Here is a 24,885-nt window from a genome sequence, read left to right on the forward strand (position 1 = left end):
CCTCTCGAACCGGATCGCGGCTCGTGCCGTTTCTACGGGAGAGAAGAGGGGCCGTCGCAGGCGATCCCCGCTTCATTCAGCGCGGCGCGCCAGGCGGCCAGCTTGGCCGCTCGCGGCTGGGCCGCGTTGGCGGGGCTGGTCGAGGGCAACCTGCAGTAGCGCAGGCCGTCCGAGAGGCCCAGGCGGGCCAGCGCCGGCTCGACCTGGCGCATGAAGGCGGCCTCGGCGGCGGCGCCGTTGAACAGCAGCGAGCCGATCGAAGTGTGATGGGCGAGGAAGGCCGGGAAGTCGTTGGCCTCGGCGTCGCGTATCGCGCTGTCCAGGCTGCCCTGGCGCCGGCAGCTGGCGATCACGTCCCACAGGGCGATCCCGGCGGCGGCGAGGCGGGCGGATCGCTCGGGGTAGGGGAGTTCGGGCGAGGCGCCGACCAGCTCGCCCATGAACGGCCAGAAATGGTTGCGCGCGTGCGCGTAGTAGCGGCCCGCATCCAGCGATGCGACGCCGGGCATGCTGCCCAGCACCAGCACCCGGGCGTTCGCGCCGACGATCGGTGCCAGGCCGCGCAGACGCTGTGCGGCAACGGCCGATTGGTGGGAAGTGCGCCTCATCCGGACAGTCTAGCCGTGCATTTTCGCGCCCCTGCGTTAGAATGCCGCGCCTCGAACGACCCATCTCCTGCCAGGGAAATCCGTACATGCGTCGCAGAATCGTTGCCGGAAACTGGAAGCTGCACGGCGATAGCCGGTTCGCGGCGGAGCTGCTCGATGCGGTGTCCGCGGTGGCGGCGCCGGAAGGCGTGGAGCGGGTGATCATGCCGCCGATGCCGTATCTGCACGGCCTGGTCCAGGCCTATGGCGACAAGGGTCTGGCATTCGGCGCCCAGGACGTGAGCTCGAACGAGAAGGGCGCCTATACCGGTGAGGTGTCGGCCGCGATGCTGGTCGACGTCGGTGCCCGCTACGGCCTGGTTGGCCACTCCGAGCGACGCCAGTACCACGGCGAGAGCAGCACCCTGGTGGCGCGCAAGTTCCTCGCTGCCAAGGCGGCCGGGCTGGTGCCGGTGCTGTGCGTCGGCGAGAGCCTGGAGGAGCGCGAAGGCGACCGGACCCAGTGGCGCATCCAGGAGCAGTTGGCGCCGTTGTTCGAGCTGGGCGGGGCCGGGGTGTTCGACGGCGCGGTGGTGGCCTACGAGCCGGTCTGGGCGATCGGCACCGGCAGGACCGCCAGCCCGGAACAGGCCCAGCAGGTCCACGCATTCATCCGTAGCGAAATCTCCGGACACGATGCTACAATTGCGGGCTCGCTGCCCATCCTTTACGGCGGCAGCGTGAAAGCCGACAACGCGGCCGAGCTGTTTGCCCAGCCCGACGTGGATGGCGGTCTGGTCGGAGGCGCCTCGCTGGTGGCTTCGGATTTCAACGCCATCGCTGCTGCGGCGGCGTCTCGCGGGTGATCGGGCACTGTCCGGCCCCATGGACGATTGAAGAGTTCTTGAACCGATGCTGATCCTCAATGTCATCTTCGTGTTGGTCGCGATCGCGATGATCGCGCTCATCCTGATGCAGCGCGGCGCGGGCGCCCAGGCCGGCTCCGGTTTCGGCGGCGGCGCCTCGGCGACCGTGTTCGGCGCGCGCGGTTCGGCCAGTTTCCTGACCAAGGCGACCAAGTGGCTCGCCGTGGTCTTTTTCGTGATCACCTTCTTCATGGCCTGGCAGGCCACCCATGGCGCCCGTCAGGCGGACGCCCCCGACGGCGACCTGGGACTGATGACGGAAGTTCCGGCGGCGCCGCAGGCCGACGACGCCGCCGTGCCGGCCGCTGCGCCGTCGATCCCGGAAGCGCCGTCCAGCGCGGCCGGCGAGCAGGTCGAGGTCCCGGCTGCCGAGGCGCCGGCCGAGGCTTCGCCGGCACCGCAGCCGGAAGAAGCGGTCCAGGCGCCGGTCGAAGGCAACTGAGGCGGTCCCGCAACACGAGTTTGACGCCCGGCCAGGAAGGCGGGGCGGCGATCGGTCATAATCGCAGCGGCAGTCGGTCGGTACGCACGGTTGCCACAACGTCAGGAAGACGGAATTTGCCCAGGTGGCGGAATTGGTAGACGCACTACCTTGAGGTGGTAGCGACGAGAGTCGTGGGGGTTCGAGTCCCCCCTTGGGCACCATACATTCGAGCCTTCCCGCAGATCGCGCCAAGCGTGACCGGGGAGGGCCCGGTGGCGCTGCGGCGCCGAGCCAAGCCGCGCTTGCGTGGCCATAGCCGAGAGAACACACGTGCTGGCCGAATACCTGCCGACCCTGCTGTTCCTGATCGTCGCCAGCGGTATTGGCGTCGCCCTGCTCATCGTGGGCAATGTCCTCGGACCCAAGCGTCCGAGCGCGGAGAAACTCTCCCCCTACGAATGTGGCTTCGAGGCCTTCGAGGACGCGCGCATGCAGTTCGATGTGCGCTACTACCTCATCGCCATCCAGTTCATCATCTTCGATCTGGAAATCATCTTCATCGTGCCGTGGGCCACGGTATTCCGTGAGCTGGGCATCGTCGGCCTGATCGAGATGGGCCTGTTCGCCGGCATGTTGCTGCTCGGCTTCGTCTACGTGTGGAAGAAGGGAGCCCTGGAATGGGAGTGAGCCAGACCATCGCGGGGCTGATGAACAACCCGCTGCCGGAAGGGCGGCTGGACGACATCCTGCGCCCGGAGGCCGACAACCCGGTGATGCAGCAGGGTTACGTCACCACCAGTCTCGACGCGCTGTGGAACTGGGCCCGTACCGGCTCGATGTGGCCGATGACCTTCGGCCTGGCCTGCTGCGCGGTCGAGATGATGCACGCCGGCGCCGCGCGCCTGGACCTCGACCGCTACGGCGTCGTGTTCCGCCCGTCGCCGCGCCAGTCCGACGTGATGATCGTCGCCGGCACCCTGGTCAACAAGATGGCCCCGGCGCTGCGCAAGGTCTATGACCAGATGCCCGACCCCAAGTGGGTGATCTCGATGGGCAGCTGCGCCAACGGCGGCGGCTACTACCACTATTCCTACGCCGTGGTCCGCGGCTGCGACCGCGTGGTGCCGGTCGATGTCTATGTGCCGGGCTGTCCGCCGACCGCCGAGGCCCTGGTCTACGGCATCCTGCAGTTGCAGAAGAAGATCCGTCGCAGTGGCCAGAATCCGCTGATCGGCGCCGGTCGCGAGGACGCGGCGGCATGAGCGCGAACCATCACGAACTCGCCGGGCGACTGCGCGCGCGTTTCGTCGAGGCCGTCGTCGACATCGCCGAGCCGCGCGGTGAGCTCACCCTCGATGTCGCCGCCGACGCCTGGTTCGCCGCCGCGGTCGCGCTGCGTGACGAGTTCGGCTTCGAGCAGCTGGTCGACGTCAGCGGTGTCGACTACCTGAGCTACGGCAGCGACGAGTGGGATACCGACGTGTCCTCGGAAGGCTTTTCCCGCGGCGTCGACGGCAAGAGTGCCGGCCGCTTCGTCTGGGGCGAGCAGCCCAACGGCGCCGCCGCCGCACCGGAGCGCCGCTTCGCCGCGGTCGCCCACCTGCTGTCGGTCCAGCACAACCTGCGGGTGCGCCTGCGCACCTTCGCCGACAACGACGACCTGCCGGTGGTCGCCTCGCTGACCCCGGTGTGGCCGGGCGCCAACTGGTTCGAGCGCGAGGCGTTCGACATGTACGGCATCGTCTTCGAGGGGCACCCGGACCTGCGCCGGATCCTGACCGACTACGGCTTCGTCGGCCATCCGTTCCGCAAGGATTTTCCGCTGATCGGCAACGTCGAGGTCCGCTACGACGCCGAGCGCAAGCGCGTGGTCTACGAGCCGGTCTCGATCGACCCGCGCGTGGGCGTGCCGCGCGTGATCCGCGACGATGCGCGTTACCAGACCGCCAAGGGCGAGGCCGCCCAGCGCGTGGAGGCCAGCAAGTGAGCGCGTCCAACACCTCCGGACTCGGCCGTGGCGCCGAGATCCGCAACTACACGTTGAACTTCGGTCCCCAGCATCCGGCCGCGCACGGTGTGCTGCGCCTGATCCTGGAGATGGACGGCGAAGTCGTGCAGCGTGCCGACCCGCACGTCGGCCTGCTTCATCGCGGCACCGAGAAGCTGGCCGAATCCAAGCCGTTCAACCAGTCGATCGGCTACATGGATCGCCTCGACTACGTGTCGATGATGTGCAACGAGCACGCCTACGTGCGCGCGATCGAGACCCTGCTGGGAATCGAGGCGCCCGAGCGCGCGCAATACATCCGCACCCTGTTCGACGAAGTCACCCGCGTCCTGAACCACCTGATGTGGATCGGCTCCAACGCGCTCGACCTGGGCGCGATGGCGGTGTTCCTGTACGCGTTCCGCGAGCGCGAGGAGCTGATGGACTGCTATGAAGCGGTCTCCGGCGCGCGCATGCACGCGGCCTACTACCGCCCCGGCGGCGTCTACCGCGACCTGCCGGCGCAGATGCCGCGCTACAAGGAGTCGCCGTGGCGCAAGGGCGGCAAGCTCAAGCGTTTCAACGAGTGGCGCGAAGGTTCGCTGCTGGACTACCTGGACGCGTTCGCCGACGACTTCCCCAAGCGCGTCGACGAGTACGAGACCCTGCTGACCGACAACCGCATCTGGAAGCAGCGCACCGTCGGCGTCGGCGTGGTCTCGCCCGAGCAGGCGCTGGCCTGGGGCATGACCGGTCCGATGATCCGCGGTTCCGGCATCGCCTGGGACCTGCGCAAGAAGCAGCCCTACGCCAAGTACGCGGATGTCGACTTCGACATCCCGGTCGGCGTCAATGGCGACTGCTACGACCGCTACCTGGTCCGCGTCGCCGAGATGCGCGAGTCCACCCGCATCATCAAGCAGTGCGTGAAGTGGCTCAAGGCCAACCCCGGCCCCGTGATCGTCGACAACTTCAAGGTCGCTCCGCCCAAGCGCGAAGGCATGAAGGACGACATGGAAGCGCTGATTCACCACTTCAAGCTGTTCTCGGAAGGCTATTGCGTGCCGGCCGGGGAGACCTATGCCGCGGTCGAGGCGCCCAAGGGCGAGTTCGGCTGCTACCTGGTGTCCGACGGCGCCAACAAGCCGTTCCGCGTCAAGTTGCGCGCGCCGGGCTTCGCCCACCTCTCGTCGATGGACGAGATCGTCAAGGGCCACATGCTGGCCGACGTGGTGGCGATGATCGGCACCTACGACATCGTGTTCGGCGAGATCGACCGCTGATGCGCCCATCGAGGGCGCATGGCGGCCGCTGAGGATTTGAACGAATGAAGGCGACCGGAAATTTCGAGGCCTGCCGCAACGTCGACCCGATGGTCGCGTTGTCCGACAAGACCCGGGCCCATATCGACCACTGGCTGGCCAAGTTCCCGCCGGACCGCAAGCGCTCTGCCGTGCTGCAGGGGCTGCATGCGGCGCAGGAGCAGAACGATGGCTGGCTCAGCGACGAGCTGATCGCCGCGGTCGCCAGGTACCTGGACATTCCGCCGGTGTGGGCCTATGAGGTCGCATCGTTCTATTCGATGTTCGAGACCCAGAAGGTGGGCCGCAACAACGTCGCCTTCTGCACCAACATCAGCTGCTGGCTCAACGGCGCCGAGGACCTGGTCCGGCACGCCGAGGGCAAGCTTGGCTGCAAGCTGGGCGAATCGACCGCCGACGGCCGCGTCTTCCTCAAGCGCGAGGAAGAATGCCTGGCCGCGTGCTGCGGCGCCCCGGTGGTCGTGATCAACGGCCACTACCACGAAAAGCTCGACGCCGCGAAGGTCGACGAGCTGCTGGACGGACTGGAGTAAGGCGGACGCGATGGCGCACCACGACTATTCCAAGGGTTACGGCCCGGTCGGATCGGCCCCGCAGGAGCACAGCGTCGTCTACACGACCTTGCACTACGACACCCCGTGGTCGTACGAGAACTACCTCAAGACCGGTGGTTACGCGGCGCTGCGCAAGATCCTGAGCGAGAAGATTCCGCCGGCCGACGTGATCGAGATGGTCAAGCAGTCGGGCCTGCGCGGCCGCGGCGGCGCGGGCTTTCCGACCGGCCTGAAGTGGAGCTTCATGCCCAAGGGCAGCGAGACCCAGAAGTACATCCTGTGCAATTCGGACGAGTCCGAGCCGGGCACCGCCAAGGATCGCGACATCCTGCGCTACAACCCGCACGCGGTGGTCGAGGGCATGGCGATCGCCTGCTACGCGACCGGCTCCACCGTCGCCTACAACTACCTGCGCGGCGAGTTCCATCATGAGCCGTTCGAGCACTTCGAACAGGCCCTGAAGGAAGCCTACGAGCACGGCTGGCTGGGCAAGGACGTGCTCGGCAGCGGCGTCGATATCGACATCCACGGCGCGCTCGGCGCCGGCGCCTACATCTGCGGCGAGGAAACCGCGCTGATGGAGTCGCTGGAGGGCAAGAAGGGCCAGCCGCGTTTCAAGCCGCCATTCCCGGCCAACTTCGGCCTGTTCGGCAAGCCGACCACGATCAACAACACCGAAACCTACGCATCGGTGCCGGCGATCGTGCGCAACGGTCCGGAGTGGTTCCTCAACCTGGGCAAGCCGAACAACGGCGGCGCCAAGGTGTTCTCGGTGTCCGGCCACGTCGCCCGTCCCGGCAACTACGAGATCCGCCTCGGCACGCCGTTCGCCGATCTGCTGGAGCTGGCCGGCGGCATGCGTCCGGGCCGCACCATCAAGGCGGTGATTCCGGGCGGCTCGTCGATGCCGGTGCTGCCGGGCGAGGTGATGCTCGGCCTGACCATGGACTACGACTCGATCCAGAAGGCCGGCTCCGGCCTGGGTTCGGGCGCGGTCATCGTGATGGACGACAGCGCCTGCATGGTGCGCGCCTGCCAGCGCATCGCGCGCTTCTACTTCAAGGAAAGCTGCGGCCAGTGCACGCCGTGCCGCGAGGGCACCGGCTGGATGTACCGCATGCTGACCCGCATCGTCGAGAAGCAGGCCACGCTCGAGGACCTGCAGATGCTGCGCTCGGCCGCCGGCCAGATCGAGGGCCACACCATCTGCGCGTTCGGCGAGGCCGCCGCGTGGCCGGTGCAGGGCTTCCTGCGCCACTTCTGGAACGAATTCGAGTACGCGATCGTGAACAAGCGCTTCCTGGTCGACGACCAGGCCGCGGGCAAGGTGGAGGAGGCCGCATGAGCGCGCAACCCGCCAACCCGAACGTGCCGCCCGATCATGTGACCATCGAGATCGACGGCGTCGAGATGCATGCGCCGAAGGGCTCGATGATCATCCAGGCCGCCGACAAGGCCGGCATTCCGATCCCGCGCTTCTGCTATCACGACAAGCTGTCGATCGCGGCCAACTGCCGCATGTGCCTGGTCGACGCGGAGATGGGCGGTCGCGCCTCTGCCAAGCCGTTGCCGGCCTGCGCGACCCCGGTCGCCGATGGCATGAAGGTGTTCACCCGCAGCGAGAAGGCGCTCAAGTCGCAGCGCAACGTGATGGAGTTCCTGCTGGTCAACCACCCGCTGGACTGCCCGATCTGCGACCAGGGCGGCGAGTGCGAGCTGCAGGACCTGTCGATGGGCTACGGCCGCTCGGTCAGCCGCTTCGTCGAGCGCAAGCGCGTGGTCCCGGACGAGGACATCGGTCCGCTGGTCGCGACCGAGATGACCCGCTGCATCCAGTGCACCCGCTGCGTGCGCTTCACCGCCGAGATCGCCGGTACCTACGAGCTGGGCGGCATGAACCGCGGCGAGAACCTGCAGATCGGCACCTTCGACGGCAAGCCGCTGACCACCGAGCTGTCCGGCAACGTCATCGATGTCTGTCCGGTCGGCGCGCTGACCAACAAGGTGTTCCAGTTCAAGGCGCGTCCGTGGGAGCTGACCGCGCGCGAGTCGCTGGGCTACCACGATGCGATGGGCAGCAACCTGTACCTGCACGTGCGCCGCGGCGAAGTGCTGCGCGCGGTGCCGCGCGACAACGACGCGGTCAACGAGTGCTGGTTGTCCGACCGCGACCGCTACTCGCACCAGGGCCTGTACGCGGCCGATCGCGCCACCGTGCCGATGATCCGCGACGGCAGTGGCGAGGACGGTTGGCGCGAGGCGTCGTGGGACGAGGCGCTGGCGCGCGCGGCGGCGATCCTGCGCGACAACGCCGGCGACGACCTCGGCATCCTGGCGCATCCGGCCACCTCGAACGAGGAGGGCGCGCTGCTGGCGCGCCTGGCATCCTCGCTGGGTACCGGCAACATCGACCATCGCATCGCCCAGAGCGATCTGACCGATGCCGCGGTGGCTGCGACCTTCGACATGCCGGTCGCCGATTTCGATTCGGCCGACGCGATCGTCATCATCGGCTCCAATCTCCGCCACGAGCTGCCGCTGCTGCACCAGCGCGTGCGCAAGGCCTGGCGCAACGGCGCCCGGGTGCACGTGGTCAATCCGGCCGACTTCGATTTCGCGTTCGACCTGGCCAGCCGCCAGATCGTCGCGCCGTCGGCCATGGACGCGGCGATCGCGAACGGCGAGCTGGCCAGGGCACTGGACGGCGCCAGCCACGCCGCGGTGATCGTCGGCGGCATCGCCGAGAACGGTCTGCATGCCGCGGCCATCCGCCGCGCCGCGCGCGAGCTGTGCGAGGCGACCGGCGCGAAGCTGTGCCGCATCCCGCAGGGCGCCAACGCGGTCGGCCTGGCCGACGCTGGCGTGCTGCCGACCTCGCGGGACGCGCGCACGATGCTGGCCGAGCCGCGTGCGGCCTACCTGATCTACGGCATCGAGCCGGGCCTGGATTTCGCCTCTGCCGGCAACGCCAATAAGGCGCTGGCCTCGGCCCAGGTGGTGGCGTTCAGCCATTTCGCCTGCGCGTCGACCCGCGCGGTCGCCGACGTGATCCTGCCGATCGGCGCGCTGCCGGAGGTCGAGGCGACCCTGACCAACCTCGACGGTCGCGAGCAGACGGCCCAGGCCGCCGGCAAGTTGCCGGGCGAGGCGCGTGCCGGCTGGCGCGTGCTGCGCGCCCTCGGCGGTGCGTTGCAGGCGGCCGGTTTCGACTTCACCGACCTGGCCGGGCTGCGCTCGGAAGGGGTAGCGCGCGACGTCGCGCCGGTCGCCGGTCTGGCGCCCTACCTGGCTTCGGATGGGCTGGAGATCGTCGCCGTGCCGGGCATCTACCGCGGCGACGCGGTGGTCCGCCGCGCCAGCGCGCTGCAGGCCCATCCGCTCAACACCGGTCCGGCGGCCGTCCTCAATCCCCAGGACGCGTCCACCCTGGGCCTGCAGGACGGTGCGATGGGCAAGTTCACGACCACCACGGGTACCGCGACGCTGCCGGTGACCGTGGACGCGCGGATCGCGCCGGGCACGGTGCTGATCGAGTCCGGCCATGGCGCCACCGCGCCGCTGGGCCAGGGGCGCGTCAACGGGGGGAGGGCCTGAAATGCTGGCGACGTTCGTTGACCCGATCCACGAGTGGTTCATGTCGCTGGGCACCTTCGGCATGATCCTGTGGATCGTGCTGAAGGTCCTGCTGATCGCGATGCCGGTGATCATCACCGTTGCGTTCTACGTGGTCTGGGAGCGCAAGCTGATCGGCTGGATGCATGTCCGCCACGGGCCGATGTATGTCGGCAAGGGCATCCTGCAGGCCTTCGCCGACGTGTTCAAGCTGCTGTTCAAGGAGGTCATCCAGCCGACCCGGGCGGAGCCGTTCCTGTACAAGCTGGCGCCGCTGCTGGCGCTGGCGCCGGCCTTCGCGGCCTGGGCGGTGGTGCCGTTCGATACCAAGCTGGTGCTTTCCAACGCCAATGCCGGTCTGTTGTACCTGCTGGCGATGACCTCGCTGGGCGTCTACGGCATCATCCTCGCCGGCTGGGCCTCGAACTCGAAGTACGCCTTCCTCGGCGCGATGCGCGCGGCCGCGCAGGTGGTGTCCTACGAGATCGCGATGGGCTTCGCGATGGTCGGTGTGATGGTGTCCGCCGGTAGCCTGAATCTCAGCGAGATCGTGATGGCGCAGTCGGGCAACGCCGGCCTGTTCGAGTGGTTCTGGCTGCCGCTGCTGCCGCTGTTCGTCGTCTATTTCATCTCCGGCGTGGCCGAGACCAACCGCGCGCCGTTCGACGTCGTCGAGGGCGAGTCGGAGATCGTCGCCGGTCACATGGTCGAGTACTCGGGGTCGGCGTTCGCGCTGTTCTTCCTCGCCGAGTACGCGAACATGATCCTGATCAGCTTCCTGACCGCGATCTTCTTCCTCGGCGGCTGGCTGAGCCCGTTCCAGGGCCTGGGCATTCCGCTGCTGTCGGTCGACGGTTGGTGGTGGCTGCTGGCCAAGGTGTTCTTCTTCGCCAGTTGCTTCATCTGGTTCCGCGCGTCGTTCCCGCGCTACCGCTACGACCAGATCATGCGGCTGGGCTGGAAGGTCTTCATTCCGATCACGATCGCCTGGATCTGCGTCGTCGCGTTGATGGCGTACTACGGCGTGTTCGAGCCGGGGCAATAGGGCAGGGGCATGAACAAGATCGTTTCCTATTTCAAGAGCCTGCTGCTCATCGAGCTGGCACAGGGGCTGTGGCTGACCTTCAAGTATCTGTGGCGGCCGAAGTACACCCTGATGTACCCGATGGAGAAGACGCCGCAGTCGCCGCGCTTCCGCGGCATCCATGCGCTGCGCCGCTACCCCAACGGTGAGGAGCGCTGCATCGCCTGCAAGCTGTGCGAGGCGGTGTGCCCGGCGCTGGCGATCACCATCGACTCGGACAAGCGCGAGGACGGCACCCGCCGCACCACCCGCTACGACATCGACCTGTTCAAGTGCATCTTCTGCGGCTTCTGCGAGGAATCGTGCCCGGTGGACTCGATCGTCGAGACCCACATCCACGAGTACCACTTCGACCAGCGCGGACAGAACATCGTCACCAAGCCGCAGCTGCTGGCGATCGGCGACCGTCTCGAAGCCGAGATCGCCGAGCGCCGCGCCGCCGACGCGCCCTTCCGGTAAATGCCCATGGACTTCGCAACGATCGCATTCTTCGTCTTCGCTGCCGCGGCCGTGCTTTCCGGCATCGCGGTGATCAGCGTGAAGAACCCGGTGCACGCGGCGCTGTCGCTGGTGCTGACGTTCTTCTCGGTGGCCTGCGTCTGGATCATCGCCGGTGCCGAGTTCCTCGGCGTGGCCCTGATCCTGGTCTACGTCGGCGCGGTGATGGTGCTGTTCCTGTTCGTGGTGATGATGCTCGATATCGACGTCGCGCCGCTGCGCGAGGGCTTCGTACGCTACCTGCCGGTCGGACTGGTGGTCGCGGTGGTGATGCTGGTCGAGATGCTGGTGCTGATCGGCGTGAAGGTGCAGTCGACCATCCCGCTGACCCCCGATGCCGCCGAGGCCGAGGGCGTGTCCAACACCGCCTGGCTGGCGCGTGCGCTGTTCACCAAGTTCCTGCTGCCGTTCGAGATCGCCGCGGTGATCCTGACCGTGGCGGTGATCGCCGCGGTAATGCTGACCCTGCGCCGGCGCGAAGGCGCCCGTCACCAGAACCCGGGCGAGCAGACACGGGTGCGCGCGGCCGATCGCGTGCGCATGATCAAGATGGACGCCGTGCGTCCGGTACCGGCGGCCGGCGATGATGCGTCGGCGGCAGAGGAGGGCAAGGCATGAGCGTGCTCGCGACGGGCTTGTCGGGCGCTGGCCTGCTGGGTGCCGGTCTGTTTTCGGGCCTGACCCCGGGACACTTCCTGACCCTGGGCGCGACGCTGTTCTGCATCAGCGTTGCCGGCATCTTCCTCAACCGCAAGAACGTGATCGTGCTGTTGATGTGCATCGAGCTGATGCTGCTCGCGGTGAACATCAACTTCATCACCTTCTCCAGGCAGCTGGGCGACCAGGCCGGGCAGGTGTTCGTGTTCTTCATTCTCACCGTGGCCGCGGCCGAGGCCGCGATCGGTCTGGCGATCCTGGTCACGCTGTTCCGCAACCGGCGCACGATCAACGTCGCCGAAATCGATAGCATGAAGGGCTGATCCCATGCCGGGTACGGATGTCGTCATTTCCAAATCGGTGCTGCTGGCGATCGTGCTCGCACCGCTGCTGGGCTCGATCGTCGCCGGCCTGTTCGGCCGTCAGGTCGGTCGCGCCGGGGCCCACTGGATCACCATTCTCGGCGTGGCGGTCAGCTGCGCGCTGTCCGGCCAGGTGCTGTGGCAACTGGCGGGGCAGGGCGCCGCGCCGTTCAACGAGAACGTCTACACCTGGTTCCAGATCGGCGGCTACGAGGCCCACGTCGGCTTCATGGTCGACAAGCTGACCGCGATGATGATGGTGGTGGTCACTTTCGTGTCGCTGCTCGTGCACATCTACACGATCGGCTACATGGAGGAGGATCCGGGCTACCAGCGCTTCTTCAGCTACATCTCGCTGTTCACCTTCTCGATGCTGATGCTGGTGATGAGCAACAACTTCCTGCAGCTGTTCTTCGGCTGGGAAGCGGTCGGCCTGGTGTCGTACCTGCTCATCGGCTTCTGGTTCAAGAAGCCGACCGCGGTGTTCGCCAACATGAAGGCGTTCCTGGTCAACCGCGTCGGCGATTTCGGGTTCCTGCTCGGCATCAGCGGCATCCTGCTGATGTTCGGTTCGCTCGACTACGGCGTGGTGTTCGCCAATGCGCCGAACGTGCTCGACGGCGCGACCATCAGCATCATCGAGGGCCACGAGTGGCTGGTCGCGACGGTGATCTGCATCTGTCTGTTCATCGGCGCGATGGGCAAGTCGGCGCAGGTACCGCTGCACGTCTGGCTGCCCGACTCGATGGAGGGCCCGACCCCGATCTCGGCGTTGATCCACGCCGCAACGATGGTGACCGCGGGCATCTTCATGGTCGCGCGCATGTCGCCGCTGTTCGAGATGAGCGAGACCGCGCTGAACATGGTGCTGTTCGTCGGTGCGACCACCGCCTTCTTCACCGGCCTGATCGGCATCGTGCAGAACGACATCAAGCGCGTGGTCGCGTATTCGACCCTGTCCCAGCTGGGTTACATGACCGTGGCGCTGGGCGTGTCGGCCTACAGCGCGGCGGTGTTCCACCTGATGACCCACGCCTTCTTCAAGGCGCTGCTGTTCCTGGCCGCCGGCTCGGTGATCATCGGCATGCACCACGAGCAGGACATGCGCCGGATGGGCGGCCTGCGCAAGTACATGCCGATCACCTATGTCACCAGTCTGCTCGGCACCCTGGCCCTGGTCGGTACGCCGTTCTTCAGCGGCTTCTACTCCAAGGACACGATCATCGAGGCCGCTCATCACGCGGCCACCGGCGAGCACGCCAGCTGGGTCTCGCAGTACGCCTACTGGGCGGTGCTGCTGGGCGCCTTCGTGACCGCGTTCTACAGCTTCCGCCTGCTGTATCTGACCTTCCACGGCAAGGAGCGCTTCCACGCTCCGGCGCCGGATCACTATGTCGCCCCGGAAGCGGACAGCAACGGCCATGCCCAGGACCTGGCGCACGAGCACGAGGCGCACGATCACGGCCACCATGCGCATACCCCGCACGAGTCGCCGTGGGTGGTGACGGTGCCGTTGATCCTGCTGGCGATCCCGTCGGTCCTGATCGGTTACTTCACCGCCGGTCCGATGCTGTTCGGCACAGACTGGGCCGGGCACCATGCGCAGCTGCCGTTCTTCCTGGGTGCGATCGACCTGCAGACGGCACGCGACACCGTCGCCGCGGTCGGCGCGGAGATGTGGCACGGTCCGCTCAAGTTCGCCCTGCACGGTTTCCAGGCGCCGGCGTTCTGGCTGGCCTTCTCCGGCTTCGCCCTGGCCACGCTGATGTACCTGATCAAGCCGGACCTGCCGGCGAAGGCGCGCCACGCGCTGGCCTGGCCGGTACGGGTGCTGGAGAACAAGTACGGCTTCGACAATCTGTGGATCGACGGCTTCGCCGGCGGCGGTGTGCTGCTGGGCCGCGTCTCGCGCGCGATCGACAGCAAGCTGATCGACGGGGTGATCGTCAATGGCAGCGCCCGGGTCGTCGACCTGGTGGCGCAGCTGACCCGGCGTGCCCAGTCCGGCTATCTCTACCACTACGCTTTCGCGATGATCCTCGGCCTGATCGTGCTCCTGGCCGTGCTCATCCGGGCCCTGACCTGACAAGGACCGCGACGTGACCACCGAGCCCTTGAACGGCCTGCCTCTGGACAACCTGCCCTTGGACAATGCATTTCCACTGCTGAGCCTGCTGATCTGGCTGCCGATCTTCGGCGGTCTGGCGACCCTTGCCTTCGGCAACGAACGCGCCAACGCCGCGCGCTGGTTCGCCAGCACGGTCGCGCTGGTGACGCTGGGTTTGAGCGTGTTCCTGTTCACCGGCTTCGACATGGCCAGTCCGACGATGCAGTTCGTCGAACGCCATGCCTGGATCCCGGCCTACGACATCCAGTACAGCCTCGGCGCCGACGGCATCTCCGTCGCCCTGATCGGCCTGACCACGCTGACCTCGCTGCTGGTGCTGATCAGCGCCTGGGGCTCGGTCGACAAGCGGGTCAACCAGTACTACGCCGCGTTCCTGGTCCTTGAGGGCCTGATGATCGGCGTGTTCAGCGCGCTCGACGCGATGCTGTTCTACGTCTTCTTCGAGGGCATGCTGATCCCGATGTTCATCATCATCGGCGTCTGGGGCGGCCCGCGCCGTGTCTATGCGTCGGTGAAGTTCTTCCTCTACACCTTCCTGGGTTCGGTGTTCATGCTGGTCGGCCTGATCTACCTGTACCTGAAGGGCGGCAGCTGGCAGCTGGCCGACATGTACCAGCTGCAGCTCAACGCCACCGAGCAGATGTGGTTGTTCTTCGCCTTCCTTGCCGCGTTCGCGGTCAAGGTGCCGATGTTCCCGGTCCATACCTGGCTGCCGGACGCGCACGTCGAGGCGCCGACCGCCGGCTCGGTGATCCTGGCCGCGATCATGCTGAAGATCGGCGGCTACGGCTTCCTGCGCTTCACCCTGCCGATCGTCCCCGACGCCGGGCAGGAATGGGCCTGGCTGGTGATCGCGCTGAGCCTGATAGCGGTGATCTACGTCGGCCTGGTCGCGCTGGTGCAGGACGACATGAAGAAGCTGATCGCGTACTCGTCGGTCTCGCACATGGGCTTCGTCACCATCGGTACCTTCATCGCGTTCGGGCTGGTCCGCGACTTCGGCAACTACGACGCCGCGCGGCTGGGCCTGCAGGGCGCGATGGTGCAGATGATCAGCCACGGCTTCGTGTCCGGCGCGATGTTCACCTGCGTCGGCGTGCTGTACGACCGCATGCACAGTCGCATGATCAAGGACTACGGCGGCGTCGCCAACGTGATGCCGTGGTTCGCCGCGTTCGTGGTGCTGTTCGCGATGGCGAACTCGGGCCTGCCCGGTACCTCCGGCTTCGTCGGCGAGTTCATGGTGATCCTGGCCAGCTTCCAGAAGCATCCGCTGATCGCGTTCGCCGCCGCGACCACCCTGGTGATCGGCGCCGCCTACACGCTGTGGCTGGTCAAGCGGACGATCTGGGGCGAGGTCGGCAACGCCCACGTCGCCGAGCTCAAGGACATCAATGCCCGCGAGGCCTTCGTCCTCGGCGTGTTCGCCGCAGGTGTGCTGCTGCTGGGCGTGTGGCCCAAGCCGCTGACGGACCTGATGGAGCCGTCGATCGCGAATCTGGCGATGCAGATCGCCACGTCGAAGCTTTGAGGTTGAGGTCAGCTCCATGAACATGCCCGTACGCACCGCTGCCGACCTGTTGCCGCTGTTGCCAGAACTGGTGATGGTCGGTGGTGCCTTTGCGCTGCTGATGCTCGATCTGTTCATCGGCGAGAGCCGGCGCTTTCTTACCCACCTGCTGGGCATCGTGCTGTTGCTGGGCGTGGTCGCGATGATCGCCACCGGCGCCGGCGGTCACGGCAGCGTGCTCGGCGACATGTTCGTCCGCGACGTCGCCGCCGATGTGCTCAAGCTGACGATCTGCGCGGTGTCCGCGCTGGCGCTGATCTACACCTGGCCCTACCTGCGCGAGCGCGGGTTGTACAAGGGCGAGGTGACGGTGCTGATGCTGTTTGCCGTGCTGGGCATGATGCTGCTGGTGTCGTCGAACTCGCTGGTGATGATCTACGTCGGCCTGGAGATGCTGTCGCTGTGCTCCTATGCGCTGGTCGTGACCGATCGCGACAGCCCGCTGGGCTCGGAGTCGGGCATCAAGTACTTCGTGCTCGGTTCGCTGGCGTCGGGCCTGCTGCTGTACGGCCTGTCGCTGGTCTACGGCGCCACCGGTTCGCTGGACCTGGCAACGATCGCCGCGGCCGCACGCGAGTCCTCGTCGTCGCTGATGCTGGTCACCGGCCTGGTGTTCGTGGTCGCCGGCATCGCGTTCAAGTTCGGCGCCGCGCCGTTCCACATGTGGCTGCCCGATGTCTACCAGGGCGCGCCGACCCCGATCACGCTGTTCATCGGCTCCGCGCCGAAGCTGGCCGCGTTCGGCATGACCTATCGCCTGCTCGAGGTGGCCGCGGGCCCGCTGGAGGATCACTGGCGGCTGATGCTGGCGGCGCTGGCGGTGCTGTCGCTGATGCTGGGCAACCTCGGTGCACTGGTGCAGAGCAATCTCAAGCGCCTGCTCGCGTACTCGACCGTGTCGCACGTGGGCTTCCTGTTCATCGGCTTCGCCGGCGGCGGCGCGCAGGGCTTCTCCGCGGCGATGTTCTACGCGATCAGCTATGCGCTGATGTCGGCGGCGGCCTTCGGCGCGATCGTGGTGCTGTCGAGCCGCGGCTTCGAGGCCGACGAGATCGATGACTACAAGGGCCTGAACGCGCGCAATCCGTGGATGGCCGGACTGGTGCTGTGCATCATGGCCTCGCTGGCCGGCGTGCCGCCGTTCCTGGGTTTCTGGGCCAAGCTGGCGGTGCTGCGTGCGGCACTGGACGGCGGCATGATGTGGCTGGCGATCGTGGGTGTTGTGTTCGCGGTGGTAGGTGCGTTCTACTATCTGCGCGTGATCAAGGCGATGTACTTCGACGCACCGGAAGGACAGGTGCCCGAAGCGCAGCCGAACCGGCCGTTGCGGATCGTGTTCGGGGTCAATGCGCTGGCGTTGCTGGCGCTGGGTCTGGCATGGAATCCGATCATGGCCTGGTGCCAGAAGGCGTTCGCCGGCTGATCCGTGCCGGCAACGGGCGCCACGTGCGTCCGGATGCATGCTCCGCAGGAGCGTGTATCGAAGTTTTCCGCTTGTTGGCGTGAATAGGGGTTGCGTAGCAACACTTCACTGCTATAATAGGCGGCCTGATGCGGGGTGGAGCAGTCTGGCAGCTCGTCGGGCTCATAACCCGAAGGTCGCAGGTTCAAATCCTGCCCCCGCTACCAGCTTCGGTCCTCGGGTTCGCAGACATGCGGATCCGAAGAAAGCCTCAAGAGAGGCTTTCTTTTTGGACCAGGGCCTGGGCTTTGTGATCGCACTCTGCTCGTGCGGTCGCGCCGAAATCCAGCAGTGCCGGACAAGGGGCCCATCGGGCCCTTTGTCGTTTCCGGGGCCGCCTGTGGGCGGCCCGTTCGGAACCGGGGCATTCGTAATCGCAAGCGAGGTCGAGCGCGTGATGGACAAGGCAACCGAAATCTCAGCTCTTCTGGCCCCGACCGTGGCGTCGCTTGGCGTCGAGCTGCTCGGCGTGGAATATCTGCCCGCACCCGGCGGGGCGGTGTTGCGTCTGTACATCGACGTGCCCGAGGCCGAGGCGGCGGGAGAGGATGCGCGGGCGGTCGGCATCGAGGATTGCGAAGCGGTCAGCCGCGAAGTGTCGGCGCAGCTCGACGTCGAGGATCCGATCAGCGGCAACTACACCCTTGAGGTGTCGTCGCCGGGGCTGGACCGCCCCTTGTTCACTCCGGCGCAGTTCAGCCGCTTCCAGGGCCAGGCGGCCAAGGTCGTGTTGAAGCTGCCGCAGGACGGCCGTCGCCGGCTGCAGGGCGTGATCGTCGAGGCGGGCGGGGACGAGGTCGTGTTCGAGGTCGATGGCAATCGTCTGGGCGTGGCACTCGACAACATCGAGAAGGCGCGCCTGGTTCCCGATTGGGCCGCGCTGGGCCTGGCGCCATCCCGGCCGGGAAAGGATGCGGCGGGGCGTCAGGGACGGAAGAAATGAGCGGAACAATGGAAGCGGGCGGTCGATAATCGCAACCAATAGTCGCAACTGTTTTTTCAGCCCCCTTGAGTCAAGGGGGCGGCCAGTCCCGGAGGGGCTGGTGGGGGATGTGGAGGCATGGCCTCCTGCATCCGAAGCCGAGTAACCCAAGTTTTCAAAGGTCTATCCGTTTTTCAGCCCCCTTGAGTCAAGGGGGCGGCCAGTCCCGGAGGGGCTGGTGGGGGATGTGGAGGCATGGCCTTCTGCATCCGAAGCCGAGTAACCCAAGTTTTCAAAGGTCTATCCGTTTTTCAGCCCCCTTGAGTCAAGGGGGCGGCCAGTCCCGGAGGGGCTGGTGGGGGATGTGGAGGCATGGCCTCCTGCATCCGAAGCCGAGTAACCCAAGTTTTCAAAGGTCTATCCGTTTTTCAGCCCCCTTGAGTCAAGGGGGCGGCCAGTCCCGGAGGGGCTGGTGGGGGATGTGGAGGCATGACCTCCTGCATCCGAAGCCGAGTAACCCAAGTTTTCAAAGGTCTATCCGAATGAGCAAGGATCTGTTGCTGGTCGTTGATGCGGTCGCCAACGAGAAGGGCGTGCCCCACGACGTGATCTTCGAGGCGATCGAGGCCGCGCTGGCCTCGGCGGCGAAGAAGCGTTACCACGAGCAGGACGTGCTGGTGCGGGTGTCCATCGACCAGAAGGACGGCAGCTACGAGACCTTCCGCCGTTGGGAGGTCGTGGCCGACGACGTGGTCATGGAATCGCCGGATCGCCAGATCCGGATGATGGACGCGGTCGACGAGGCCGAAGGCGTCGAGATCGGCGACTTCATCGAGGAGCAGATCGAGAACCCGGACTTCGGCCGCATCGCCGCGCAGGCCGCCAAGCAGGTGATCGTGCAGCGCGTGCGCGAGGCCGAGCGCCAGCAGGTCGTCGACGCCTGGAAGGACCGCGTCGGCGAACTGGTCACCGGCATCGTCAAGCGGGTCGAGCGCGGCAACATCTTCGTCGACCTGGGCGGCAACGCCGAGGCGATCATCCAGAAGGACAAGGGCATTCCGCGCGACGTGCTGCGCGCCGGCGACCGTGTCCGCGGCTACCTGTTCGACGTGCGCTCCGAACCGCGCGGCCCGCAGCTGTTCATCAGCCGCGCCGCCCCCGAGTTCATGATGGAGCTGTTCAAGCTGGAGGTGCCGGAAGTCGGTCAGGGCCTGGTCTCGATCAAGGCCTGCGCCCGCGATCCGGGCGATCGCGCCAAGATCGCGGTGCTCGCGCACGACAATCGCACCGATCCGATCGGTGCCTGCATCGGCATGCGCGGTTCGCGCGTGCAGGCGGTGAGCAACGAGCTCAACGGCGAGCGCGTCGACATCGTGCTGTGGTCGGACAATCCGGCCCAGTTCGTGATCAACGCGATGGCGCCGGCCGAGGTGCAGTCGATCATCGTCGACGAGGAGCGGCATTCGATGGACCTGGCCGTCGCCGAGGACCGTCTCGCCCAGGCGATCGGCAAGGGCGGCCAGAACGTGCGCCTGGCCAGCCGCCTGACCGGCTGGCAGCTCAACGTGATGACCCAGGACCAGGTGACCGCGAAGTCGGAAGCCGAGCAGGGCGCCGCGCGCGATCTGTTCCAGGAGAAGCTCGAGGTCGACGAGGAGATCGCCGGCATCCTGGTGGCCGAGGGCTTCTCGACGGTCGAGGAGATCGCCTACGTTCCGGTCGGCGAGCTGCTGGCGGTCGAGGGCTTCGACGAGGACATCGTCGAGGAGCTGCGCGCCCGCGCCCGCGACGCGCTGCTCAACGAGGCGCTGGCGGCCGAGGAGGAGCTCGACGAGCACCAGCCCGCGGCCGACCTGCTGTCGCTGGAGGGCATGGACGAGGCCACCGCGTTCGCGCTGGCGGCACAGGGCGTGGTCACCCGCGAGGATCTGGCCGACGCCGCAACCGACGAGATCACCGATATCGAAGGTATCGACGAGGACCGTGCGGCCGCGCTGATCATGGAAGCGCGCAAGCACTGGTTCGAGTAAGCCATTGACGGTCGGTGCGACCCGACAGGGACGCGCCGGCTTCGCAGCCCCGGCTCGCGCCGGGCTGTGGACGGGCCGTTCAGGTCCCGCACGACGCCGACTTGTCCGGACGCGATGCGGGACTAGAATGGCGACACCCTGCGCGGGCTCCGTTCCGCGCCACTAGACACGGAAACCGAATGTCGCAACAAACCACCATTCGCAAGCTGGCCGCACTGGTGAACACGCCGGTCGATAAGTTGCTGGAACAGCTGGCCGAGGCCGGTATGCCGTTCAGCGACCCCGACCAGGTCGTGACCAGTACCGAAAAGGTCAAGCTGCTCGGCTTCCTGCGTCGTACCCACGGCAAGGACGAGAAGTCCACCGAGGGAGGTTCGTCGCCGAAGAAGATCACTCTCAACCGCAGCCGCAAGCAGGAGCTGACGGTGGGTGGCGGCAAGAGCCGTTCCACCGTCGACGTGGTCGTGCGCAAGAAGGTCACCCTGGTGCGCCCGAGCGAAGGCTCCGGCGCCGACGCGGCCGGCGGCGACAACGAGCGCGAGGAAATCCTGCGCAAGCTCGAGGAGTCGCGCCAGCGCAACATCGAGGAGCAGCAGCGCCTGGCCGAGGCCGACAAGCGCCGCGCCGAGGAAGCCGAGCGCGCCAAGCGCGAGGCCGAGGAGGCCGAGCGTCGCAAGGTCGAGGAAGCGGCGCTGGCCGCCGCCGCGCCTGCCGCCGAACCCGAAGCCGCGCCCGAGGCCGCGCCGCGCAAGGCCGGCGGTCATGGGCACCCGAAGACGCCGGCCAGTCGCGAGGACGATCGCGGAGCGGGCGGCCGGCACAAGCCACGTGGCGGCGCGCCGGCGGGTTCCGACGACGACAGCGCCAAGCGTTTCGCCGGGCAGATGCACCTCAGCGCTTCCGAGCGTGCACGCCGTTCCTCCAGTGCCCGCGGCAAGCCGCGTCGCCGCCAGGCCGAGCAGTCCCGCACCGGCGCCGGTCCGCATGGCTTCTCCAAGCCGACCGTTCCGGTGGTGCGCGAGGTCGAGATCGGCGACACCATCACCGTTGCCGACCTGGCGCAGAAGCTCGCGCTGAAGGGCGGCGAGGTGGTCAAGGCGCTGTTCAAGATGGGCGTGATGGCGACCATCACCCAGAGCATCGACCACGACACCGCGGTGCTGGTGACCGAGGAGCTGGGTCACAAGGCGGTCCGCGCCAGCGAGGACAGCGCCGAGGACGCGCTGCTGGCCCACGTAGAGGATGCCAAGGGCGAGAAGCTGTCGCGTCCGCCGGTGGTGACCATCATGGGTCACGTCGACCACGGCAAGACCTCGCTGCTGGACTACATCCGCCGCACCAAGGTCGCCACCGGCGAGGCCGGCGGCATTACCCAGCACATCGGCGCCTATCACGTCGAAACCGACAAGGGCGTGATCAGCTTCCTGGATACCCCGGGCCACGCGGCGTTCTCGTCGATGCGCGCCCGTGGCGCCAAGCTGACCGATATCGTGGTGCTGGTGGTCGCCGCCGACGACGGCGTCAAGCCGCAGACGATCGAGGCGATCCAGCATGCCCGCGCGGCCGGTGTGCCGCTGGTGGTGGCGATCAACAAGGTCGACAAGTCCGACGCCGATCCGACCCGGGTCAAGACCGAGCTGATGGCGCAGGAAGTGGTGGCCGAGGAATTCGGCGGCGACATCCAGTTCGTCGAGCTGTCGGCCAAGACCGGCCAGAACATCGACGCGCTGCTGGACGCGATTTCGCTGCAGGCGGAAGTGCTCGAGCTGACCGCGATCGTCGAAGGCCGCGCGACCGGCGTGGTGATCGAGTCCTCGCTCGACAAGGGCCGTGGTCCGGTCGCGACCGTGCTGGTCCAGCAGGGCACCCTGGAGAAGGGCGACTACCTGGTCTGCGGCGTGCAGTACGGCCGCGTGCGTGCGTTGTTCGACGAAACCGGCTCGCAGGTCGACAGCGCCACGCCGTCGATCCCGGTCCAGGTCCTGGGCCTGTCGGGCGTGCCCGATGCCGGCGACGACTTCGTGGTCGTCGACGACGAGCGCCTGGCCAAGGAAGTCGCGCAGCAGCGCGACGCCAAGCGCCGCGAGTCGCGCCTGGTCGCCCAGGCCGGCAACCGGATGGAGGACATCCTCGCCCAGATGGGCTCCGGCGAAGGCCAGCAGACCCTGAACCTGGTGGTGAAGGCCGACGTGCAGGGTTCGGTGCAGGCGTTGCGCGACGCGCTGACCGCGCTGTCGACCGACGACATCCGCATCAACGTGATCGGCGGCGGCGTCGGCGGCATCACCGAGTCCGACGCGACCCTGGCCGCGACCTCCAAGGCCACGGTGATCGGCTTCAACGTCCGCGCCGACGCCTCGGCCCGCAAGGTCATCGAGACCCACGGTGTCGACCTGCGCTACTTCTCGATCATCTATGACGTGATCGACCAGGTGAAGCAGGTGGCGTCCGGTCTGCTCGGCGTGGAGATCCGCGAGGAGATCATCGGTACCGCCGAGGTCCGCGACGTGTTCCGCAGCTCCAAGTTCGGCGCGGTTGCCGGTTGCATGGTGGTCGAGGGCGTGGTCAAGCGCCACAAGCCGATCCGCGTGCTGCGCGACAACACCGTGATCTTCGAGGGCGAGCTGGAGTCGCTGCGTCGCTTCAAGGAGAACGTCGACGAGGTCCGCAACGGTACCGAGTGCGGTATCGGCGTGAAGGAGTACAACGACATCAAGTCGGGCGACCAGATCGAGTGCTTCGAGCGCATCGAGGTCCAGCGCACGCTCTGACCGCCATGCCGACCAAGTCTTTCCATCGCACCGATCGCGTATCGGCCCAGCTCCGTCGGGAGCTGGGCACGATCGTGCACGAAGCCGTGCGCGAGCACGGCCTGCCCTCGGTGAGCGTGTCCGATGTCGAGGTCACCCGCGACCTGGCCCATGCCAAGGTGTTCGTGACCGCGTTGCAGGAAGAGCGCTCGGCCGAGGCGGTCAAGGCCCTGCGCGAGCTGTCGCGCGAGCTGCGCTTCAAGCTCGGGCGCGCGGTCAAGCTGCGCCACGTGCCCGAACTGCACTTCCACTACGACGATTCCGTCGACCGCGGCGAGCGGATCGACAACCTGCTGCGCGATCTGTCGCCGGCGGCCGACCCCGAAGACGGTCCGGACCGCGACTGATCGCCTCTCGCGGCGGCGTTGCGGGACTCGCGTCCGGCGCCGCCGCGATTTCACCGCGATTCCGTTCCCCGCAACGCACGCCCCGCCGATTTCCGCATGAGCCGACGTGCCCGTACCCGTTTCCGCCCGCTCGACGGCATCCTGCTGCTCGACAAGCCGACCGGGCTGAGTTCCAACCAGGCCCTGCAGCAGGTCCGCCGCCTGTTCCGCGCCGAGAAGGGCGGGCACACCGGCAGCCTCGACCCGCTGGCGACCGGCCTGCTGCCGATCTGCTTCGGCGAAGCGACCAAGATCGCCGGTCTGCTGCTGGGGTCGCGCAAGGCCTACGTGGCCGAGGCGGTGCTCGGGGCGACCACCGACAGCGACGATGCCGACGGCCAGGTGCTGCGGCAACGGCCGGTTCCCGAGATCGACGACGCGCGGATGGAGGCCGTCCTGGCCCCGCTGCGCGGTCGCATCCGCCAGCGCGCTCCGATTTTTTCGGCGCTCAAGCAGGGGGGCGAGCCGCTGTATGCCAAGGCCCGGCGCGGCGAGGCCATCGAAGCGCCCGAGCGCGAGGTCGTGGTCGAGCGCCTGGAGGTGACCGGCCGCGACGGCGACCGTCTGTGCCTGCTCGTGGAGTGCGGCTCGGGCACCTACATCCGCAGCCTGGTCCGCGACCTGGGCGAGGCGCTGGGCTGCGGCGCGCACGTGTCGATGCTGCGCCGGCTGTGGGTCGAGCCGTTCGTGGCGCCGGCCATGCACACCCTGGAGCAGTTGCAGGCGCTGGCCGGGCAGGGCGATGAGGCGTTGCTGGCCTGCCTGCTGCCGATCGAGGCCGGACTGGCCGGGCTGCCCTCGGTGACCGTCGACGTCGACGGCGAGCAACGGCTCGCGCACGGTCAGCCGGCACCGCTGAACGGGCTGGCTCCGGGCGCCGAGCCGGTGGCGATCCTGGATCGCGACGGTCGCTGCCTCGGGATCGGCCGTGCGGACGGCGACGCCATCGCGCCGAGCCGGATGTTCCGCTGGGCGGTGGCCGGGCAGTGAGCCTCGGTCCCGGCTGGCCCGGGCTTTCCTGAACGGGACGGCACGAGGGCCGGCCGCGGATTCGTGCCGAATGTCGCCGGCGGGTCGCGCGCGGGCCGGGGAAACTGTTACAATTTCGCCGCTTTCCCGAGGGCGAGCACCCTGTTTAGTCATTTCATTCCAACGGCGGGCCACGCGGTGCGCCGGTTCGGTGTTTCCATCGTCCCGGTGATTCCTGCGGACCTCGCGGCAAAGAGGCAATAAAACGATGTCCATCGACACCAGCAAAGTCATCCAGGAACACGCCCGCGGCACCAACGACACCGGTTCGCCGGAAGTCCAGGTCGCCCTGCTGACCGCTCGCATCCAGACGCTCACCGAGCACTTCAAGCAGCACAAGCAGGATCACCACAGCCGTCGCGGCCTGCTGATGATGGTCAACCGTCGTCGCAGCCTGCTCGACTATCTCAAGCGCAAAGACAACGCGCGCTACAAGGCCCTGATCGAGAAGCTCGGTCTGCGCCGCTGATCCAGACTCCCGCCGCGGCGCCGCAAGCGCCGCGGCTTGTTTTTGAGCGGCATCCGGATCAGGCGG

General features: G+C 67.3%; 23 protein-coding genes and 2 tRNA genes. 24 read left to right on the forward strand and 1 reads right to left on the reverse strand.

Translation table 11 applies throughout. The features are described 5' to 3' along the window. Positions 1-32: 32 nt before the first annotated feature. A complete protein-coding gene (locus tag C9I47_RS07325; RefSeq protein WP_111266157.1) occupies positions 33-608 on the reverse strand; it encodes a DNA-deoxyinosine glycosylase in 576 nt (191 codons plus the stop codon). A gap of 86 nt (positions 609-694) precedes the next feature. Between C9I47_RS07325 and tpiA the strand changes: the two genes are divergently transcribed. The 24 genes from tpiA (at position 695) to rpsO (ending at position 24,819) form a co-directional block, all read left to right on the forward strand. Then, on the forward strand, positions 695-1,453 hold the full coding sequence (gene tpiA / locus C9I47_RS07330; RefSeq protein WP_111266158.1) for a triose-phosphate isomerase: 759 nt from the start codon (positions 695-697) through the stop codon (positions 1,451-1,453). Between the two features lie 46 nt (positions 1,454-1,499). Further along, positions 1,500-1,955, forward strand: a complete 456-nt coding sequence (secG, locus tag C9I47_RS07335) for a preprotein translocase subunit SecG (RefSeq protein WP_111266159.1) — start codon at positions 1,500-1,502, stop codon at positions 1,953-1,955. A gap of 118 nt (positions 1,956-2,073) precedes the next feature. Beyond that, positions 2,074-2,158: transfer RNA gene (locus tag C9I47_RS07340), tRNA-Leu, on the forward strand. Positions 2,159-2,267: 109 nt separating this feature from the next. Then, positions 2,268-2,624, forward strand: coding sequence for an NADH-quinone oxidoreductase subunit A (locus tag C9I47_RS07345; protein WP_111266160.1), 357 nt, complete (start codon positions 2,268-2,270; stop codon positions 2,622-2,624). Continuing rightward, positions 2,615-3,199 (forward strand): NuoB/complex I 20 kDa subunit family protein, encoded by a 585-nt coding sequence (locus C9I47_RS07350; protein WP_111266161.1) that lies wholly within the window; start codon positions 2,615-2,617, stop codon positions 3,197-3,199. Before C9I47_RS07345 ends, C9I47_RS07350 begins: the two co-directional genes overlap by 10 nt. Further along, entirely contained in the window at positions 3,196-3,924 is a 729-nt protein-coding gene (locus C9I47_RS07355; RefSeq protein WP_111266162.1) for an NADH-quinone oxidoreductase subunit C, read from the forward strand. The genes C9I47_RS07350 and C9I47_RS07355 overlap by 4 nt, the downstream gene beginning before the upstream one ends. Continuing rightward, a complete protein-coding gene (locus C9I47_RS07360) occupies positions 3,921-5,207 on the forward strand; it encodes an NADH-quinone oxidoreductase subunit D (RefSeq protein WP_111266163.1) in 1,287 nt (428 codons plus the stop codon). The genes C9I47_RS07355 and C9I47_RS07360 overlap by 4 nt, the downstream gene beginning before the upstream one ends. Before the next feature lie 44 nt (positions 5,208-5,251). Beyond that, positions 5,252-5,779, forward strand: a complete 528-nt coding sequence (gene nuoE, locus C9I47_RS07365; protein ID WP_111266164.1) for an NADH-quinone oxidoreductase subunit NuoE — start codon at positions 5,252-5,254, stop codon at positions 5,777-5,779. A gap of 10 nt (positions 5,780-5,789) precedes the next feature. Then, positions 5,790-7,145 carry an NADH-quinone oxidoreductase subunit NuoF gene (gene nuoF, locus C9I47_RS07370; protein WP_111266165.1) on the forward strand — a complete coding sequence of 452 codons (1,356 nt, stop codon included), beginning with the start codon at positions 5,790-5,792 and terminating at the stop codon, positions 7,143-7,145. Further along, entirely contained in the window at positions 7,142-9,394 is a 2,253-nt protein-coding gene (gene nuoG, locus C9I47_RS07375) for an NADH-quinone oxidoreductase subunit NuoG (RefSeq protein ID WP_111266166.1), read from the forward strand. Before nuoF ends, nuoG begins: the two co-directional genes overlap by 4 nt. Before the next feature lies 1 nt (position 9,395). Beyond that, positions 9,396-10,457 (forward strand): NADH-quinone oxidoreductase subunit NuoH, encoded by a 1,062-nt coding sequence (nuoH, locus tag C9I47_RS07380; RefSeq protein ID WP_111266167.1) that lies wholly within the window; start codon positions 9,396-9,398, stop codon positions 10,455-10,457. A 9-nt stretch (positions 10,458-10,466) separates the two neighbouring features. Beyond that, positions 10,467-10,955, forward strand: coding sequence for an NADH-quinone oxidoreductase subunit NuoI (gene nuoI, locus C9I47_RS07385; protein WP_111266168.1), 489 nt, complete (start codon positions 10,467-10,469; stop codon positions 10,953-10,955). Positions 10,956-10,961: 6 nt separating this feature from the next. Further along, positions 10,962-11,612, forward strand: a complete 651-nt coding sequence (locus C9I47_RS07390; protein ID WP_111268022.1) for an NADH-quinone oxidoreductase subunit J — start codon at positions 10,962-10,964, stop codon at positions 11,610-11,612. 59 nt (positions 11,613-11,671) lie between these two features. After that, positions 11,672-11,974, forward strand: coding sequence for an NADH-quinone oxidoreductase subunit NuoK (gene nuoK, locus C9I47_RS07395; protein WP_223250355.1), 303 nt, complete (start codon positions 11,672-11,674; stop codon positions 11,972-11,974). 4 nt (positions 11,975-11,978) lie between these two features. Next, positions 11,979-14,099 carry an NADH-quinone oxidoreductase subunit L gene (gene nuoL / locus C9I47_RS07400; protein ID WP_111266170.1) on the forward strand — a complete coding sequence of 707 codons (2,121 nt, stop codon included), beginning with the start codon at positions 11,979-11,981 and terminating at the stop codon, positions 14,097-14,099. Positions 14,100-14,157: 58 nt separating this feature from the next. Beyond that, positions 14,158-15,672 carry an NADH-quinone oxidoreductase subunit M gene (locus C9I47_RS07405; protein ID WP_111268023.1) on the forward strand — a complete coding sequence of 505 codons (1,515 nt, stop codon included), beginning with the start codon at positions 14,158-14,160 and terminating at the stop codon, positions 15,670-15,672. A gap of 16 nt (positions 15,673-15,688) precedes the next feature. Beyond that, positions 15,689-17,134, forward strand: coding sequence for an NADH-quinone oxidoreductase subunit NuoN (gene nuoN, locus C9I47_RS07410; RefSeq protein WP_111266171.1), 1,446 nt, complete (start codon positions 15,689-15,691; stop codon positions 17,132-17,134). A 129-nt stretch (positions 17,135-17,263) separates the two neighbouring features. Next, positions 17,264-17,340, forward strand: a tRNA-Met gene (locus C9I47_RS07415). Between the two features lie 173 nt (positions 17,341-17,513). Further along, positions 17,514-18,116 carry a ribosome maturation factor RimP gene (rimP, locus tag C9I47_RS07420; RefSeq protein ID WP_111266172.1) on the forward strand — a complete coding sequence of 201 codons (603 nt, stop codon included), beginning with the start codon at positions 17,514-17,516 and terminating at the stop codon, positions 18,114-18,116. Between the two features lie 521 nt (positions 18,117-18,637). Continuing rightward, a complete protein-coding gene (gene nusA / locus C9I47_RS07425; RefSeq protein ID WP_111266173.1) occupies positions 18,638-20,125 on the forward strand; it encodes a transcription termination factor NusA in 1,488 nt (495 codons plus the stop codon). Positions 20,126-20,304: 179 nt separating this feature from the next. Further along, positions 20,305-22,896, forward strand: coding sequence for a translation initiation factor IF-2 (gene infB, locus C9I47_RS07430; protein ID WP_111266174.1), 2,592 nt, complete (start codon positions 20,305-20,307; stop codon positions 22,894-22,896). Between the two features lie 5 nt (positions 22,897-22,901). Continuing rightward, a complete protein-coding gene (gene rbfA / locus C9I47_RS07435) occupies positions 22,902-23,282 on the forward strand; it encodes a 30S ribosome-binding factor RbfA (protein WP_111266175.1) in 381 nt (126 codons plus the stop codon). 96 nt (positions 23,283-23,378) lie between these two features. Then, complete coding sequence (gene truB, locus C9I47_RS07440) at positions 23,379-24,311, forward strand: tRNA pseudouridine(55) synthase TruB (RefSeq protein WP_111266176.1); 933 nt, start codon at positions 23,379-23,381, stop codon at positions 24,309-24,311. 247 nt (positions 24,312-24,558) lie between these two features. Beyond that, a complete protein-coding gene (gene rpsO, locus C9I47_RS07445; protein WP_111266177.1) occupies positions 24,559-24,819 on the forward strand; it encodes a 30S ribosomal protein S15 in 261 nt (86 codons plus the stop codon). The last annotated feature ends 66 nt before the right edge of the window (positions 24,820-24,885 follow it).

Source organism: Marilutibacter maris (assembly GCF_003233695.1).
Classification (GTDB): Bacteria; Pseudomonadota; Gammaproteobacteria; order Xanthomonadales; family Xanthomonadaceae; genus Marilutibacter; species Marilutibacter maris.

Bases quoted from the DNA above. Each gene is read 5' to 3' on its own strand.
- nuoH (WP_111266167.1), top strand. From the start codon at position 9,396: ATGCTGGCGACGTTCGTTGACCCGATCCACGAGTGGTTCATGTCGCTG.
- secG (WP_111266159.1), top strand. From the start codon at position 1,500: ATGCTGATCCTCAATGTCATCTTCGTGTTGGTCGCGATCGCGATGATC.
- nuoL (WP_111266170.1), top strand. From the start codon at position 11,979: ATGCCGGGTACGGATGTCGTCATTTCCAAATCGGTGCTGCTGGCGATC.
- nusA (WP_111266173.1), top strand. From the start codon at position 18,638: ATGAGCAAGGATCTGTTGCTGGTCGTTGATGCGGTCGCCAACGAGAAG.
- C9I47_RS07355 (WP_111266162.1), top strand. From the start codon at position 3,196: ATGAGCGCGAACCATCACGAACTCGCCGGGCGACTGCGCGCGCGTTTC.
- C9I47_RS07390 (WP_111268022.1), top strand. From the start codon at position 10,962: ATGGACTTCGCAACGATCGCATTCTTCGTCTTCGCTGCCGCGGCCGTG.
- truB (WP_111266176.1), top strand. From the start codon at position 23,379: ATGAGCCGACGTGCCCGTACCCGTTTCCGCCCGCTCGACGGCATCCTG.
- C9I47_RS07325 (WP_111266157.1), bottom strand. From the start codon at position 608: ATGAGGCGCACTTCCCACCAATCGGCCGTTGCCGCACAGCGTCTGCGC.
- tpiA (WP_111266158.1), top strand. From the start codon at position 695: ATGCGTCGCAGAATCGTTGCCGGAAACTGGAAGCTGCACGGCGATAGC.
- infB (WP_111266174.1), top strand. From the start codon at position 20,305: ATGTCGCAACAAACCACCATTCGCAAGCTGGCCGCACTGGTGAACACG.
- rbfA (WP_111266175.1), top strand. From the start codon at position 22,902: ATGCCGACCAAGTCTTTCCATCGCACCGATCGCGTATCGGCCCAGCTC.
- nuoF (WP_111266165.1), top strand. From the start codon at position 5,790: ATGGCGCACCACGACTATTCCAAGGGTTACGGCCCGGTCGGATCGGCC.
- nuoG (WP_111266166.1), top strand. From the start codon at position 7,142: ATGAGCGCGCAACCCGCCAACCCGAACGTGCCGCCCGATCATGTGACC.
- nuoI (WP_111266168.1), top strand. From the start codon at position 10,467: ATGAACAAGATCGTTTCCTATTTCAAGAGCCTGCTGCTCATCGAGCTG.
- C9I47_RS07350 (WP_111266161.1), top strand. From the start codon at position 2,615: ATGGGAGTGAGCCAGACCATCGCGGGGCTGATGAACAACCCGCTGCCG.
- rpsO (WP_111266177.1), top strand. From the start codon at position 24,559: ATGTCCATCGACACCAGCAAAGTCATCCAGGAACACGCCCGCGGCACC.
- nuoE (WP_111266164.1), top strand. From the start codon at position 5,252: ATGAAGGCGACCGGAAATTTCGAGGCCTGCCGCAACGTCGACCCGATG.
- nuoN (WP_111266171.1), top strand. From the start codon at position 15,689: ATGAACATGCCCGTACGCACCGCTGCCGACCTGTTGCCGCTGTTGCCA.